General features: G+C 71.6%; 14 protein-coding genes. 8 read left to right on the top strand and 6 right to left on the bottom strand.

What is annotated here, in order from left to right; translation table 11 throughout:
* Positions 1-54: 54 nt before the first annotated feature.
* A complete protein-coding gene (locus ACIRD3_RS28105; protein WP_402222045.1) occupies positions 55-726 on the bottom strand; it encodes a DUF6230 family protein in 672 nt (223 codons plus the stop codon).
* Between the two features lie 777 nt (positions 727-1503).
* The gene (locus ACIRD3_RS28110) at positions 1504-2499 is read right to left on the bottom strand and encodes a tetratricopeptide repeat protein (RefSeq protein ID WP_402222048.1); all 996 of its coding nucleotides are present in this window, start codon (positions 2497-2499) and stop codon (positions 1504-1506) included.
* Positions 2500-3035: 536 nt separating this feature from the next.
* Between ACIRD3_RS28110 and ACIRD3_RS28115 the strand changes: the two genes are divergently transcribed.
* Positions 3036-3587, top strand: coding sequence for a TetR/AcrR family transcriptional regulator (locus ACIRD3_RS28115; protein WP_402222259.1), 552 nt, complete (start codon positions 3036-3038; stop codon positions 3585-3587).
* A 61-nt stretch (positions 3588-3648) separates the two neighbouring features.
* On the opposite strand, the gene ACIRD3_RS28120 is transcribed toward ACIRD3_RS28115, so the two are convergent.
* The 3 genes from ACIRD3_RS28120 to ACIRD3_RS28130 form a co-directional block, all read right to left on the bottom strand.
* Complete coding sequence (locus ACIRD3_RS28120) at positions 3649-5334, bottom strand: methylmalonyl-CoA mutase (protein WP_402222051.1); 1686 nt, start codon at positions 5332-5334, stop codon at positions 3649-3651.
* Between the two features lie 222 nt (positions 5335-5556).
* The gene (locus ACIRD3_RS28125; RefSeq protein ID WP_402222054.1) at positions 5557-5898 is read right to left on the bottom strand and encodes a DUF3817 domain-containing protein; all 342 of its coding nucleotides are present in this window, start codon (positions 5896-5898) and stop codon (positions 5557-5559) included.
* A 76-nt stretch (positions 5899-5974) separates the two neighbouring features.
* A complete protein-coding gene (locus tag ACIRD3_RS28130) occupies positions 5975-6511 on the bottom strand; it encodes a MarR family winged helix-turn-helix transcriptional regulator (protein WP_402222057.1) in 537 nt (178 codons plus the stop codon).
* 495 nt (positions 6512-7006) lie between these two features.
* Between ACIRD3_RS28130 and ACIRD3_RS28135 the strand changes: the two genes are divergently transcribed.
* Both ACIRD3_RS28135 and ACIRD3_RS28140 read left to right on the top strand, forming a co-directional pair.
* Positions 7007-8626, top strand: a complete 1620-nt coding sequence (locus ACIRD3_RS28135) for a M4 family metallopeptidase (RefSeq protein ID WP_402222060.1) — start codon at positions 7007-7009, stop codon at positions 8624-8626.
* 430 nt (positions 8627-9056) lie between these two features.
* The gene (locus ACIRD3_RS28140) at positions 9057-10721 is read left to right on the top strand and encodes a M4 family metallopeptidase (RefSeq protein ID WP_402222063.1); all 1665 of its coding nucleotides are present in this window, start codon (positions 9057-9059) and stop codon (positions 10719-10721) included.
* 158 nt (positions 10722-10879) lie between these two features.
* Here the strand turns inward: ACIRD3_RS28140 and ACIRD3_RS28145 are convergent, their stop codons facing one another.
* Positions 10880-11191 carry a DUF3817 domain-containing protein gene (locus tag ACIRD3_RS28145; protein ID WP_402222066.1) on the bottom strand — a complete coding sequence of 104 codons (312 nt, stop codon included), beginning with the start codon at positions 11189-11191 and terminating at the stop codon, positions 10880-10882.
* 326 nt (positions 11192-11517) lie between these two features.
* Here ACIRD3_RS28145 and ACIRD3_RS28150 point away from each other — a divergent pair, with 326 nt between their 5' ends.
* The 5 genes from ACIRD3_RS28150 to ACIRD3_RS28170 all read left to right on the top strand — a co-directional run bounded on the left by ACIRD3_RS28150 (position 11518) and on the right by ACIRD3_RS28170 (position 15295).
* Entirely contained in the window at positions 11518-12315 is a 798-nt protein-coding gene (locus ACIRD3_RS28150; RefSeq protein WP_402222069.1) for a DUF2127 domain-containing protein, read from the top strand.
* An 80-nt stretch (positions 12316-12395) separates the two neighbouring features.
* Positions 12396-13034, top strand: coding sequence for an AIM24 family protein (locus ACIRD3_RS28155; protein ID WP_402222072.1), 639 nt, complete (start codon positions 12396-12398; stop codon positions 13032-13034).
* Positions 13034-13684, top strand: a complete 651-nt coding sequence (locus ACIRD3_RS28160; RefSeq protein WP_402222075.1) for an AIM24 family protein — start codon at positions 13034-13036, stop codon at positions 13682-13684. The genes ACIRD3_RS28155 and ACIRD3_RS28160 overlap by 1 nt, the downstream gene beginning before the upstream one ends.
* A 245-nt stretch (positions 13685-13929) precedes the next feature.
* Positions 13930-14739 carry an AIM24 family protein gene (locus ACIRD3_RS28165; protein WP_402222262.1) on the top strand — a complete coding sequence of 270 codons (810 nt, stop codon included), beginning with the start codon at positions 13930-13932 and terminating at the stop codon, positions 14737-14739.
* A gap of 40 nt (positions 14740-14779) precedes the next feature.
* Entirely contained in the window at positions 14780-15295 is a 516-nt protein-coding gene (locus tag ACIRD3_RS28170; RefSeq protein WP_402222078.1) for a MarR family winged helix-turn-helix transcriptional regulator, read from the top strand.
* Positions 15296-15367 lie beyond the last annotated feature (72 nt).

Here is a 15367-nt window from a genome sequence, read left to right on the forward strand (position 1 = left end):
CGGCCGTCCGGCGCGCCGTCAGGCGTGCCGACCGGCCGGGCCGTCAGGCGAGGCTCAGAAGCACTCGTTGCCCGCGCCGTCGCCGCTCTTCAGCGCGAGGTTCAGGCCGTTCAGCTTGAACGTGCCGGCCGAGGTGGCCCGGGCGGTCTGCTGAACGCCGCTCAGGTCGGCCTTCTTGGCGGCCTGGGCGAAGCCGGTCGCACCGGTCGGCAGGCCGGCGCCGCCGCCCGCCTTGGTGACGCCCGGGTGCGGGGTCCAGCCCTGGGTGGCGGAACCGGAGAGGGTGGAGGCGTCCTGACCGATGTTGATGTCGGTGAAGGTCGCGTCCGCCTTCAGCTGCTCCAGGTCGATCAGCAGGTTGTCGGCCTGGACGGGCTTGCCCGCCTCGGTGCCGGCGTGCAGCTGCAGGGTGATCTTGCCCAGACCGAACGCGGTCAGGTCGGTGACCACCGACTGGCACAGGTTGGTGATCTCGGCGTGGTCGAAGGCCGACACCGCGACGGGGTGCGGCTTGCCGTTCGCCTCGAGGTCGACCGAGCCGAACTGGGCGAAGTTGCTGCCGTGCAGCGCGTCGGTGCTGACCTTGAACTGCTGGCCGGAAATGCTGAACGAGGCGGCGAGCGCGCTGTTGGCGATCGAGACGCCGACCATCGCGGTGGCCGCGACGCTCGGCACCATCACCAGGGCGAAGCGCTTCCAGCGGGTCTTGCCGTAGGTCTTGGACATGCGAGTCCTCCTTCTAGGACGTACATCTCCGGCTCCCCGGCGGCGCGTCCCGCACCGGTGGGGGCCTGGGATGGGAGAGAGCTACGTCCTCGGTAGCGGAGAGCGCCTTGGGCGTCGTCGGACGCGGGAGCGGCCCGCGTAGAGCGGACCTCCCGGCCAAGCACCGGCCGACCTTGTGGGGCGGCGGGCAGGACCGACGACATCGGCGATCACCCCCGAGCGACAACCAGCGACCGCGCAGGGCCGCGCGGCCGGTCGAAGGACAGGAACCGCCGTGGGACCGCGGATACCCCCCTGCCCTCCCTACCGCCGACCGTGGCCGGCGGATCACCCGGTGGGGATCCCGCGCTCCGCGTGGCCGACGGGCTGTCGGAGGTGTGGAGTCTGGGACCGGGCGACGCCGATGCTGCTTGAATCCCGGGCGAAGCACAAGGGGTGCCTTACTGACGGGTAATGCAACATCCGGTGGCGTCGATCATGAAATGGACGCGACCGGCACCGTGCGTGACGCCTTGAAGGAAGCGTGACGGCGAAATCCGCCGGAAACACCAGGGAAACACCCGCGGGCGGTCACGCTTGGTGACCACCCGCGGGTGAAATCAAGATTTGGTAAACCTCTGTCCGGTTGACCGGATTGTCGCCAAATCACCCGGCGACACCGCAGGTCATCCGCCGTGCCAGTCGGCTGCCCGACAGCAACGCCGGAGCGACTCCGAAGCACCCCCGGCCGGGCCGGAAACGAATCGGAAACGCGCCGGGACGGACCCGGACGCCGACTCAGAACAGCACGCGCGCCAGCGCCGTACGGGCCGCGGTGACCCGCGGGTCCTCCGGGCCGATCACCTCGAACAGCTCCAGCAGGCGCAGCCGGGCGGTGTCCCGGTCCTCGCCGGCCGTCCGCCCGACGGTGTCCACCAGGCGCCCGAAGGCGTCCTCGACGTGACCGCCGACCAGGTCCAGATCGGCCGCCCGCAGCTGGACCTCGACGTTCTTGGGGTCGGCCGCGGCCGCCGCCCGGACGGCCTGCAGGTCCAGGCCCTCGACCCGCTGCAGCAGCTCGGCCTGGGCCAGGCCCAGCTTGGCCTCGGTGTTGCCCGGCTGCTCGGTCAGCACGTTCCGGTACGCCTGGATGGCGCCGCCCAGGTCTCCGGAGTCCAGCGCGTCGTGCGCGGCGGCCAGCGCCGGGTCCTCGGGGCGCTGCGGGGCGGCGGCCGGAGCCTCGCCCGGGGCGGCGCCCGCGCCGCCGGCCACGCCGAAGCGCTGCTCGGCGACCAGGATCAGCTGGTCCAGCACCTTGCGGATGTTGGCGGCGCTCTCCGCCCCCTGGAACAGCGGCACCAGCTGGCCGGCCACCACGGCCATCACGGCCGGGATGCCCTGGATGCCGAACTGCTGGGCGAGCAGCTGGTTGGAGTCCACGTCGATCTTGGCGAGCACGAAGCGGCCGGCGTACTCCTCGGCCAGGGCCTCCAGGACCGGGCTGAGCTGCTTGCAGGGGCCGCACCACTCGGCCCAGAAGTCGATGACGACCGGCACCTCGGTGGAGCGCTGGACGACCTCGGTCTCGAAGGTGTCCTCGGTGACGTCGATGACGAGCTGGTAGGCGGACTGCGCGGGGGCGGAGCCGTCCGCTTCGGCGGCGGCCGCCTGACGGGCCCGCTCGGCCCGGGCCTGCTCGGCCTTCTGGGCGGCCTCGCCGGCCGCCTTCACTGCGGCGAGGTCGACCGCACCGCGCAGGGCGGAGCTGTTGAGACGCGAATTCCGTGGCTGCATGGCACCATCCTCCCCCGTCCGCGCTGCTTGCGGGCACCATCCTCGGGAAAGTCGCTCCGCGCGGGCCGCGCGGTGCGGGTTCCCGGGCGCGGCACCCGCCCCCCGGTAGCCTGGACCGTTCGACGCGGATCCCCACCCGCGTCCGCGCCGCTCCCGTCCCACGGGTCGCGGCGCCTGGTTGTCACTGCTTTCGCTACGAGTCGTAGCGTAACTGGACCCGGTGCCCCGGCCGCAAGCCCATCCGGCGGTTCGGGGACGTGACCTGCCCCACTTTCCCGGGTGGCCCGGCTGCCCGAATCGGCGAACAGTCGCTACCGTTACCAGCCCCACCCAAGTTACTTACCAGTAAAGCGCAAGGAGGCCCGGTGCCGGCCGCCCAGCCCCCCGCGAGCCCGGAGAGCACCCGCCCGGCGTGCGCGGTCCCGGCGAACGCCGCCCCGGACGCCACGGACGCCCCGGACGCCACGGACGCCGCCCCGGAGGCCGTCGCCGCCCGGGCCAAGGGCCGCCCGCGCAGCGCCGCCGCCGACCGCGCGATCCTCGACGCGACCCGCGAAGCCCTCGCCGAACTCGGCTGGGGCGGGCTGACCATGGGCCACGTGGCGAGCCGGGCCGGGGTCGCCAAGACCACCCTCTACCGCCGCTGGCCGTCCAAGAACGAGCTCGTGGTGGACGCCGTCGCCACCCTCTTCGACGAGCTGGTGATGCCGGACCTCGGCAGCCTGCGGGCCGACATCGAGGCCGTGGTGGCCCAGTTCGCCGACCTGCTGGCCCGTCCGGAGACCCAGGCCGCGCTGCTCGCGCTGTTCGCCGAGGGCATCCGCGACCGTCAGCTGCACCGCCGGATCCGCGAGGCCATCGTGGACCCGCAGAAGCGGCTGGTCCACCAGGGCCGGACGGCCGCCCAGGCGCGCGGCGAACTCGAACCGGACACCGACGCCGACTCGGCCCGCGAGGAGGTCGACATCATCTTCGACACCATCGCGGGCACCGTCGAGCACCGCGTCCTGGTCAGCGGCGAACCGATCACCCCGGCGTGGACCCGCCGCTTCACCGACCTGCTGCTGGGGCCGCTCACCACCGGCTGACCGGCCCCGGACACGACGGAGCCGCCCGTACGGGAACCCGTACGGGCGGCCGGCGGCGCGCTCAGAACGCCGCGTTCTCCTGGTACGTCCCCCACTCCTGCCGCAGCGCGTTGCAGATCTCGCCGAGCGTCGCCTCGGCGCGCACCGCGTCCAGCATCGGCGGGATCATCGACTCGCCCGAGCGCGCCGCCGCCAGCATGGCGTCCAGCCCGGCCCGGACGGCCGCCTCGTCCCGGGCCGCCTTCCGCGCCGCCAGCACCCGGACCTGCTCGCGCTCGACCTCGTGGCTGACCCGCAGGATCTCCAGCTCCGGGGTGACGCTGCGCGGGTGGCAGTTGACGCCGACCACGCGCTTGTCGCCCTTCTCCACCGACTGCTGGTACTGGAAGGCCGCCTCGGCGATCTCGCCGGTGAACCAGCCCTCCTCGATGCCGCGCAGGATGCCGGAGGTGATCGGGCCGATCTCGTGGTCCTCGCGGCCCTTGTCCAGGATCCGCTGGAAGATCGCCTCGGCCTGCTGCTCGATCCGGTCGGTCAGCGCCTCGACGTACCAGGAGCCGCCCAGCGGGTCCGCCACGTTGGCGACGCCGGTCTCCTCCATCAGCACCTGCTGGGTGCGCAGGGCGATCTCGGCGGCCTGCTCGGAGGGCAGCGCCAGGGTCTCGTCCAGGGCGTTGGTGTGCAGCGAGTTGGTACCGCCGAGCACCGCGGCCAGCGCCTCGACGGCGGTGCGGACCACGTTGTTGTACGGCTGCTGCGCGGTGAGCGAGACGCCGGCGGTCTGGGTGTGGAAGCGCAGCCACTGCGCCTTGTCGGTCTTGGCGCCGAAGCGCTCGCGCATCCAGCGGGCCCAGATCCGGCGCGCCGCGCGGAACTTGGCGATCTCCTCGAAGAAGTCCAGGTGCGCGTCGAAGAAGAAGGACAGGCCGGGCGCGAAGACGTCCACGTCCAGCCCCCGGGACAGGCCCAGCTCGACGTAGCCGAAGCCGTCCGCGAGGGTGTACGCCAGCTCCTGCGCGGCCGTCGCCCCGGCCTCGCGGATGTGGTAGCCGGAGACGGACAGCGGCTTGTACGCGGGGATGCCCTCGGCGCAGTAGGCCATCAGGTCGCCGATCAGGCGCAGGTGCGGCTCGGGGGCGAAGAGCCACTCCTTCTGCGCGATGTACTCCTTGAAGATGTCCGTCTGCAGGGTGCCGTTGAGCACGGCCGGGTCGACGCCCTGGCGCTCGGCGGCGACCAGGTACATGCAGAAGATCGGGACGGCCGGGCCGCTGATCGTCATCGAGGTGGTGACCTCGCCGAGCGGGATGCCCTTGAACAGCACCTCCATGTCGGCCGCCGAGTCGATGGCCACGCCGCAGTGGCCGACCTCGCCGAGCGACTTGGGGTCGTCGGAGTCGTAGCCCATCAGGGTGGGCATGTCGAAGGCGACCGAGAGGCCGCCGCCGCCCGCGTCCAGGATCATCCGGTAGCGCTCGTTGGTCTGCTGCGCGTTGCCGAAGCCGGCGAACTGGCGGATGGTCCAGGTGCGGCCCCGGTAGCCGGTCGGGTGCAGGCCGCGGGTGTACGGGTACTCGCCCGGCCAGCCGATCCGCTCGAAGCCCTCGTAGGGCTGCCCGGCGGGCGGGCCGTAGACCGGCTCGACCTCGTCGCCGGAGAGGGTGGTGAAGTCCGCGTCCCGCTTGCGGGCCTTGTCGTACCGCTGCTGCCAGCGCTGCCGTCCGCGCTCGATCTCCTCGGCGTCCATGACCCCGAACTCCGCTCCGTACGGCCGCCACGGCGTCGGGGCGGCACAGCTATTAGGACGTCCTACTAATTTACTCGGACGTCCTAGTACTTGTCGATGGCAGGCGGCCGGGAGTGGCGGGCCGGGAGGCAGGGGCGGGAGGCATGGGCGGGAAGCGGCACCGGGAGACGCCGAGGGCCCCTCCCCCGCGGCGGGGAAGGGGCCCTCGGACGGCCGGTCGGCTCAGACGCCGGCCGGCTGGCGGGCGTCGGCGCCCGCCGTCAGCTTCGCGGCGGCCTCGCCGGCCACCTTGCGCTCGAAGACGAAGGAGAGGAACGGGATGCAGCCCGCCGCCAGGGTCAGCACCAGTCGGCCGAGCGGCCACTTCAGCTTCTGGCCGAGCAGGAAGGTCACCACGAAGTAGCCGATGTACAGGTAGCCGTGCAGCATCGCGACGTAGGTGGTCACCTCCTCGGCCTTGCCGAAGCCGTACTTCGCGACCATGAAGCCGCAGAACACCAGCAGTGCGACACCGGTCGCGATGGCCAGGGCCCGGTACCAGCCCAGCAGGGGGGTCGCCTTCATACTCTTCCTCGCCTCGCTCGGCAGTTTCGGGCGGTACGCCCGGATCCGCGCACCGCTCCCACGAGGGTAGCCGCCCTCACGCCCGCCCCTTCGCAGGCCCCTCGTCCGGCTCGGCGAAGTCGCCGGCCGCGACCCGCAGCGGCTTGAGCAGTTCGAAGACCTGGCGGCACTGCTCGGGGCCGTACTCCTCCAGCCCGAAGTCCATCGCCATGAGCTCCCGGGTGGCCTCCTCGACCACCTCGCGGCCGCGGCCGGTGATCGCGGCCAGCACGCCGCGGCCGTCCAGCGGGTTGGGGCGGCGGGCGACCAGGCCGGCCCGCTCCAGGCGGTCGACGGTGTTGGTCACGCTGGTCGGGTGGACCATGAGCCGCTCGCCGATCTTGGAGAGCGAGAGCTCACCGGTCCGGCTGAAGGTCAGCAGCACCAGCGCCTCGTAGCGGGCGAAGGTCAGCCCGTACGGCTTGAGCACCGCGTCCACGCGGGACAGCAGGATCTGGTGGGCGCGCATGATCGAGGTGATCGCCGCCATCGAGGGGACGCCGCCCCACCGGCGGGTCCACAGCTCGTCGGCGCGGGCGATCGGGTCGAAGTCGAGAGCGAGGGGCTTGGCCACCTCCTTACCGTACCGGCGGACGGTGCGCGTGTTACCAGCTGTCCTGATGGTGGACAAGCGCGACGCGTGGCGGGATCCCGCCAATCGGACGGCCAGGTCCATACCAGGACATTGCACCGGTGTGAACGGGTTGCAACGAACAGGCGGCGCACCGGGGCTGACCGCCGATCACGTGAACGCCGCGGTACCAGGCCTCGGTTCGGACGGTAACCCGCTGAAAGGCCGGGCGGTTCACCCCATTTGTCCGTTCGTTCACATTGCTTCGTCCTGGCGGGACTTGGCCAATCCATGAGCAAGACCTGTCATTTGATTTGCTTGATTGTCATGCTTTCGGCCAACCCCGAAAGGCCTCCACCACCCCCACCCCGGTGGCCCGGCCGATCGACCGCTCGGGGCCCCAGTACGACAGCGCCCGTTCCGCCCCTGTAGGTGCCGACCCCGGCCCCCGGAACGAGGTGCGACCGCACCCACGCGGTTTCCCGAAGGGACTCGTCCGTGAAGCGAAAGCTCGCCGCAGTCGCCGTTCTGTCCGCCACCGCCCTGCTCACCGGCGTCGTCCAGGTCAGCACCGTGGCCGTCGCGGACCCGGCCCCGCACTCCCGGGCCGCCGACCTGATCGCCCTGGCGAACAGCCAGGCCGGCAAGGTGGCGCACGCCCTGGCCCTGGGCGGCCAGGAGCAGCTGGTCGCCAAGGACGCCGTGGTGGACGCCGACGGCACCCGTCACTTCCGTTACGAGCGCACCTTCGCCGGACTCCCCGTCCTCGGCGGCGACCTCGTGGTGCACCAGAAGGCGGACGGCTCGACCACCTCCGTGGACAAGGCCACCGGCGCGACGATCGCCCTGCCGAGCCTCACCCCGCAGATCCCCGCCGACAAGGCCGCCGCCCAGGCCACCGGCGCCGTGCAGTCCACCGTCGGCATCACCGCCGACAAGGACGAGGCGCCGCTGACGGCGGTGCACCAGACCGGCAAGGCCGAGCTGGTGGTCTGGGCCACCGACGGCAGCCCGCGCCTGGCGTACCGCACCACCGTCGAGGGCGAGCGCGCCGACGGCACCCCGAGCCGTCAGCTGCTGGTCACCGACGCGGCGAGCGGCCAGGTGCTCTCCACCCACGAGGAGGTGCAGACCGCCACCGGCACCGGCAAGGGCGTCTTCGTCGGCACCGTTTCGCTGACCACCACCCAGAGCGGCACCAGCTACCAGCTGAAGGACGCGAGCCGCGGCGGCCAGGCCACCTACACCCTGAAGGGCAGGACCTCCGGCTCCGGCACCCTGGTCGCCAACTCGACCGACAGCTTCGGCAACGGCCTGTCCTCCAACGCGGAGTCCGCCGCCGTGGACGCCCAGTTCGGCGCGGCCGCCACCTGGGACTTCTACAAGAACACCTTCGGCCGCAGCGGCATCAAGAACAACGGCGTCGGCGCCGCGAGCCGGGTCCACTACGGGCGCAACTACGTCAACGCGTTCTGGGACGACTCCTGCTTCTGCATGACCTACGGTGACGGCACCAGCAACACCCACCCGCTGACCGAACTCGACGTGGCCGGCCACGAGATGAGCCACGGCGTCACCTCGGCCACCGCCGGCCTGAACTACTCCGGCGAGTCCGGCGGCCTCAACGAGGCCACCTCGGACATCTTCGGCACCCTGGTCGAGTTCTACGCCAACCTGCCCGCCGACAAGCCGGACTACCTGATCGGCGAGCTGATCGACATCAACGGCGACGGCACCCCGCTGCGCTACATGGACCAGCCGTCCAAGGACGGCTCCTCGGCCGACTACTGGTCCTCCGGCGTCGGCAACCTGGACGTGCACTACTCCTCCGGCGTCGCCAACCACTTCTTCTACCTGCTGGCCGAGGGCAGCGGCGCCAAGACCATCAACGGCGTCAACTACAACAGCCCGACCTACAACGGCTCGACCCTCGCCGGCATCGGCCGGGCCAAGGCCGCGCAGATCTGGTACAAGGCGCTGACCGTCTACATGACCTCCACCACCGACTACAAGGCCGCCCGCACGGCGACCCTGAAGGCCGCGACCGACCTGTACGGCGCCAACAGCGCCGAGTACAACGCGGTCGCCGCGACCTGGACCGCCGTCAACGTCAACTGACGTACGACGCCGTCGAACCGGACGCCCGGGGCCCCATCGGAGGGTAGGCCCCGGGCGTCCGCCCACGTCCGCCCACGTCCGCACACGTCCGGACGCGGCCCCCGCCGGCCGCCCGGACCCGGCCGGGCCCGCTCGGGCCGCCGGGGTGTCAAGGCCGCCCGGCTGGCGGAGTCCCGCCAGCGGGACGAACCGCCCGTACCGGGCATCCGGCGGCAGCCGAACCATCCGTACCGGGACTGGCGGTTCCTGGCCAATCCCCGGACGCGGCCTGTCCATTCCTGCCAACGATTGTCATGCTTCTGACCAAGCCCCGTCCGACCTCCGCCGCCCCCACCCTCGGCGGAGCGTCAGGAACCGCACGGGATCAGCACGTCCGCGCCCTACCGCCCCACGGCGTCACCCCCGGCGCCCCGGTACGCGGCGCACCCGCATGCACCCGCGGGTCTCGTGGAAGGAACCCCCGTCCGTGAAGCGAAAGCTGACTGTCGGAGCCGTACTCTCCGCCACCGCCCTGCTGGCCGGCGTCGTCCAGATCGCCGTCGTCCCCGCCGCCCAGGCCGCCGCCCCCTCCGCCGCGCAGCAGCAGTCCTCGCTGCTCGCCTTCGCCGCCGGGCAGAGCGCCCCGGTCGCGCGGGCCCTCGCCCTCGGCGACCAGGAGCGGCTCGTCCCCAAGGACGTGGTGGTGGACCGGGACGGCACCCGCCACCTCCGGTACGAGCGGACCTACGCCGGCCTGCCGGTGATCGGCGGCGACCTGGTCGTCCACCAGAAGGCCGACGGCACCGTGGGCTCGGTCGACCGGGCCTTCGCCGGCCGGCTGTCCGTGCCCAGCCTGACCCCGGACCTCGCCGCCGGCCAGGCCGCCGAACGGGCCACCGCCGCGGTGCGCGCGACGGTCGGCATCGCCGCCGACGAGGACGAGGCCGCGCTCAGCCGGGTCGACGGCGCCGGCGCGACCGAGCTGGTCGTCTGGGCGGCCGACGGCGCCCCGCGGCTGGCCCACCGCACGACGGTCACCGGCCAGCGGGCGGACGGCACCCCGAGCCGCCAGGAGGTCGTCACCGACGCCACCACCGGCCAGGTGCTCTCCAGCCAGGAGCACGTGCAGACCGCGACCGGCACCGGCAAGGGCGTCAACGTCGGCACCGTCACGCTGACCACCACCCAGAGCGGCTCCAACTACCAGCTGAAGGACGGCTCCCGGGGCAACCAGTCCACCACCGACCTCAAGGGCGGCACCTCCGGCAGCGGCACGCTGTTCACCAACACCACCAACTCGTGGGGCAACGGCTCGCCGTCCAACCGCGAATCCGCCGCCGTGGACGCCCAGTTCGGCGCGGCGGCCACCTGGGACTACTACAAGAACACCTTCGGCCGCAGCGGCATCAAGAACAACGGCGTCGGCGCCGCGAGCCGCGTCCACTACAGCACCAACTACGTCAACGCGTTCTGGGACGACTCCTGCTTCTGCATGACCTACGGCGACGGCTCCGGCAACACCCACCCGCTGACCGCCATCGACGTCTCGGGCCACGAGATGAGCCACGGCGTCACCTCGGCCACCGCCGGCCTGATCTACTCGGGCGAGTCCGGCGGCCTCAACGAGGCCACCTCGGACATCTTCGGCACCATGGTCGAGTGGTCGGCCAACCTGCCCGCCGACCCGCCGGACTACCTGATCGGCGAGAAGCTCAACATCAACGGCAACGGCACCCCGCTGCGGTACATGGACAAGCCCTCCAAGGACGGCGCCTCGGCCGACTACTGGTCCTCCACGGTCGGCAACAAGGACGTCCACTACTCCTCCGGCGTCGCCAACCACTTCTTCTACCTGCTCTCCGAGGGCAGCGGCGCCAAGGTGATCAACGGGGTCAGCTACAACAGCCCGACCTCCAACGGCTCGACGGTGACCGGCATCGGCCGGACCAAGGCGGCGGCCGTCTGGTACCGCGCGCTGACCGTCTACATGACCTCCACGACCAACTACAAGGCCGCCCGCACGGCGACCCTGAAGGCCGCGACCGACCTCTACGGCGCGACCAGCACCGAGTACAAGACGGTGGCGGCGGCATGGAGCGCCGTCAACGTCAACTAGCCGTCCCCGGCGTCAACCAGCCGTCCCCCGGCGTCGACGCGCCGTCCCGGCAGGAGAGCCACCCCCGGTGAGAAACGGCGACAGGCTGCCGCGGCCCTTTGGGAGAGGAGGCCGTGGCAGCCTGTCGCCCGTCCGCGCGGCGGACGGGAACCGTCGGATCAGGCGGTGGCGGGCTGCAGCTCGCCGCGCTCCTCGCGGCCGAGCATCCGCTCGGCGAAGAAGCCGCCGGTGGGCAGCACCGAGAGGACGAACAGCAGGATGCCGCGCTTGGCGTCCCACTTCTGCGCCTGCCAGGCCTGGATCCAGAAGACCACGTACAGGATGAACAGGATCCCGTGGACCATGCCCAGCACCGGGACGGCGTCGAAGGAGGTGGTCCGCTTCAGCACCGAGCAGATCAGCAGCAGGATGAACGAGACCCCTTCGGGGCCGGAGACCAGGCGCAGGCGGTGGACGGCGCTGCTGTTCACGTGGGATACCTCAATACGGGGGTCGGAGGCGCGGGCGCGCTTGTGAAGCGACTCACAAGCCTTCCGCCCATTATCACCGAGCACATGTCCGAGCTGCCGACGGGGGGCGGGCTCCGTGCCCGATCTCACAGTGCCCGGCCGCGCCGTCGCCGCACCGCCCGCACCGTCGCCGCACCGCCCGCGCCGCGCCGCCCGCCCGTGGTGTCACAGCTGTGTGCCGGATCGCGGCCGAACGCGACCGCCCGTCACCGGGAACCCCTATCCTGCTGCCCGCGCGCCCACCGATCCGGGCGCCGGACGCAACACGTCACGGGGGTAGCCACCACATGTTCAAGCGCGACTGGGACCGCAGGACCTGCGCCAAGCGCGGCCACACCACCTACGCGCCGACCGAGCCCGAGCTGGCCTCCCGGCTGCACGCGGCCACCGCCCTCGGCGACGCCTGGCGCTGCCTGCGCTGCGGCGACTTCGCGCTCGGCGCCCCGCACGGCTCCGGCCCGGCCGCCGACGCGCCGCTGGTGCCGCGCGGCAAGGCGCTCCGGGACCTCTTCATCCTGCGCTTCCTGGCCGTCGAGCGGGTGCTGCGCGGTCTGCTGATCATCGTGATCGCCTGGGCCGTGTGGAAGTTCTCCAACAGCCAGGACGCGGTGCACCGGGTCTTCGACGAGAACCTGACGGTCTTCCGGCCGGTCACCGAGCACTTCCACTGGGACCTCGAACACGCCCCGATCGTCGAGACGATCCGCAAGACCTTCGACTTCAAGAAGAGCACCCTGCTGATCGTCGCGGGCGCGCTGCTGGCCTACGCGGTGATCGAGATCGTCGAGGCGGTGGGCCTCTGGCTGAACAAGCGCTGGGCCGAGTACCTGACGGTGGTCGCCACCGCGGCCTTCCTCCCGCTGGAGGGCTACGAGCTGAGCCACCACGTCAGCGCGCTGAAGGTCTGCACCCTGCTGCTGAACATCGCGGCGGTCCTCTGGATCATGCTCTCCAAGCGCCTGTTCGGGCTGCGCGGCGGCGTGGTGGCCTTCGAGGCGGAGCGCCACTCGGCCTCGCTGCTGGAGGTCGAGCAGGCGGCCGGCGCGGTTCCGAGCCCCGGACCCGGGGCGCACGCCCGGTCCTGACCGGCGCGTTTGTCGCAGACCCGTACCAGTCGGGCACCGCACCCTCCCCGAGCCACGGCCGCAGCGGCTAGATTGCGGCCGTGGCACAGTTCAGACTCCAGGGATCGCGCGTGCTCGCCGTCGACTTGGGCGGGGACGCCGTCAAGGCCAGACACGGCTCCATGGTCGCCTACACCGGGCAGATGACCTTCAAGAAGCTGACCGGTGGTGGGGACGGCCTGCGCGGCATGGTCGCCCGTCGGCTGACCGGCGAGAAGATGACCGTCATGGAGGTGAAGGGCCAGGGCACCTGCTACTTCGCCGACAAGGCCACCGAGATCAACCTGGTCCGGCTGAACGGCGAGGCGCTGTACGTGGAGGCGGACAACCTGCTCTGCACCGAGTCCACCCTGCACACCGGCACCAGCTTCACCGGCCTCAACGGCATGTCCTCCGGCAACGGGCTGTTCACCACCAAGGTGGAGGGCCACGGCTGGGCCGCCGTCACCTCCAACGGGCCCGCCATCATCCTGCGGGTCGACAAGAGCATGCCGCTGCGCGTCGACCCGGGCGCGTACGTGGCGCACACCGGCAACCTGCACCGCAGCCTGAAGTCGGGCGCGGGCTGGACGACGGTGATCGGCGAGGGCGGCGGCGAGGCCGTCCAGGTCGAGTTCACCGGCGACGGCCTGGTCTACGTCCAGCCCTCCGAGAAGATCACCATCGGGGGTGACGTCTGATGGCCTTCACGAAGATCAACGGAAAGATGGTCGAGGCCCAGGTGGTCCCCGGGCAGCGGCTGTTCAGCCAGCGCGGCGCGATGCTCGCGTACAGCGGCGACGTCCGCTTCACGCCGAACATCACCGGCGGGCAGGGCGGTGTGATGTCGATGATCGGGCGCCGGGTGGCCAACGAGGACACCCCGCTGATGACCGTCGAGGGCCAGGGCCGGGTGATGTTCGGCCACGGCGGCCACCACGTCCACGTGATCGACCTGTTCGGCGACACCCTGTACGTGGAGGCGGACCGGCTGCTCGCCTTCGAGGGCACGCTGCGGCAGTCCACCATGTTCATGGGCTCGCAGGGCGGGGTGATGGGCATGGTCCGCGGCCAGGTCACCGGGCAGGGCCTGTTCACCACCAAGCTGGAGGGCAACGGCTCGGTCGCGGTGATGGCCCACGGCGGCGTCTTCGAGCTGCCGATCGTCCCGGGCCAGGAGGTGCACGTCGACCCGCAGGCGTACGTGGCGCACCGCGGCGACGTGCGCAACAAACTGTCCACCGCGCTCGGCTGGCGCGACATGATCGGCCGCGGCTCGGGCGAGGCGTTCCAGCTGGAGCTGTCCGGGCAGGGTGCGGTGTACGTCCAGGCGAGCGAGGAGAAGCTCTGATGTCCTACCCGCCGCAGCCCCCGTACGGGTCGCCGCACGACCAGCCGACCCAGCCCGGCTTCGTCGTCCCGCCGCCCCCGCCGAACCACGGCCCGCAGCCGGGCTACCCGTCGCAGGGCGGGTACCCCCAGCAGGGCGGCTATCCCCAGCAGGGCGGCTACCCGCCGCAGGGCGAGTACCCGGCGCCCCCGCCGCCGCCCCAACAGGCGTACGCCCAGGAGCAGTTCGGCGGCCCGATCGCCCCGCTGCCGACCGCCCAGGGCGGCACCGGCCCGGTGGTGCACGACATCCACAGCCTGCCGGTCAACGACAACGTCAACCCGTACGCCTTCTCGGTTGAGCTGAACGGGTCCTACTTCCTGCAGAAGGGGAAGATGGTCGCCTACTACGGCGACATCAGCTTCAAGGGCGTCGGCGCCGGCGCGATCGACCGGATGCTCGGGCAGCACTTCAACTCGCCGATGCACGCGTCGGACTGGGTGGTCGCCCAGGGCCGTGGCAAGCTGCTGCTGGCCGACCGGGCGTTCGACCTCAATTCGTACGACCTGGAGGACGGCAACCTGACCGTCCGCTCCGGCAACCTGCTCGCCTTCGACCCGACGCTCCGGCTCAAGCAGTCGATCATCCCGGGCTTCCTGACCCTGATCGGCACCGGCCGCTTCGTCGCCGCCTCCAACGGACCGGTGCACTTCGTGGAGCCGCCGATCCGGGTGGACCCGCAGGCACTGGTCGGCTGGGCTGACTGCCCGGCGCCGTGCCACCACTACGACCACGACTACATGCACGGGCTGATCGGCGGCATCCGCCGGCTCACCGGCATCGGCGGCGCCTCCGGCGAGGAGCACCAGTTCGAGTTCATCGGCGCCGGGCAGGTGCTGCTGCAGTCCAGCGAGAAGCTGATGGCGGAGCGGTCGGTCGGCGTGGTCGGCGCCGAGGCGGGCGTGCCGATGGGCGGCGTGCCGTCCCAGCCGGGCACGAGCGGCCACGGCGGCGGGAACCCCAACATCCCGGGGCTGGGTAACCTGGGCGACCTCGGCCGACGTTTCGGCCTGTAAACTTGTACAAGATTGAACTAAAGCGGCTATGCTGGATCCCATGGATACGCACACAATCAACACTGCGGACAACCCTCCGTCGCAGCCCGAGGAGGAGACTCCCTGGCTGACCGCCAGGGAGCAGCGGATGTGGCGCGCCCATCTGGAGGTCGCCAAGCTGCTGGAGTACCAGCTCAGCCGCGAACTCCAGCCGCACAACCTGGCCATCAACGACTACGAGATCCTGGTCGTGCTCTCCGAGGCACCGGACCGCCGGATGCGGATGACCGACCTCGCGACCGCCACCCTGCAGTCCAAGAGCCGGCTGTCGCACCAGATCACCCGCATGGAGAACGCCGGCCTCGTCCTGCGCCAGGAGTGCCCCGGCGACCGCCGCGGCCTCTACGCCCACCTCACCGAGCAGGGCTGGGAGACCATGCAGCGCGTCGCCCCCGACCACGTGCGCAGCGTCCGGGCCCACTTCATCGACCGCTTCACCCCGGAGCAGCTCGACGCCATGTTCGACGCCCTCGCCCCCATCGCCGACCACCTCCGCGGCCTCCGCGGCCGCGGCTAGGACCCACAGGCCACGCCCACTGCCCCGCCCCGACCCCGTCGCGGCGGGGCAGTGGGCGCTCCGGGCCGGCGC

Origin of the sequence: Kitasatospora sp. NPDC093550 (assembly GCF_044764985.1) — a bacterium.
Taxonomy (GTDB): domain Bacteria; phylum Actinomycetota; class Actinomycetes; order Streptomycetales; family Streptomycetaceae; genus Kitasatospora.

Bases quoted from the DNA above. Each gene is read 5' to 3' on its own strand.
- ACIRD3_RS28160 (WP_402222075.1), top strand. From the start codon at position 13,034: ATGGCCTTCACGAAGATCAACGGAAAGATGGTCGAGGCCCAGGTGGTC.
- ACIRD3_RS28125 (WP_402222054.1), bottom strand. From the start codon at position 5,898: ATGAAGGCGACCCCCCTGCTGGGCTGGTACCGGGCCCTGGCCATCGCG.
- ACIRD3_RS28120 (WP_402222051.1), bottom strand. From the start codon at position 5,334: ATGGACGCCGAGGAGATCGAGCGCGGACGGCAGCGCTGGCAGCAGCGG.
- ACIRD3_RS28150 (WP_402222069.1), top strand. From the start codon at position 11,518: ATGTTCAAGCGCGACTGGGACCGCAGGACCTGCGCCAAGCGCGGCCAC.
- ACIRD3_RS28110 (WP_402222048.1), bottom strand. From the start codon at position 2,499: ATGCAGCCACGGAATTCGCGTCTCAACAGCTCCGCCCTGCGCGGTGCG.
- ACIRD3_RS28140 (WP_402222063.1), top strand. From the start codon at position 9,057: ATGCACCCGCGGGTCTCGTGGAAGGAACCCCCGTCCGTGAAGCGAAAG.
- ACIRD3_RS28105 (WP_402222045.1), bottom strand. From the start codon at position 726: ATGTCCAAGACCTACGGCAAGACCCGCTGGAAGCGCTTCGCCCTGGTG.
- ACIRD3_RS28170 (WP_402222078.1), top strand. From the start codon at position 14,780: ATGGATACGCACACAATCAACACTGCGGACAACCCTCCGTCGCAGCCC.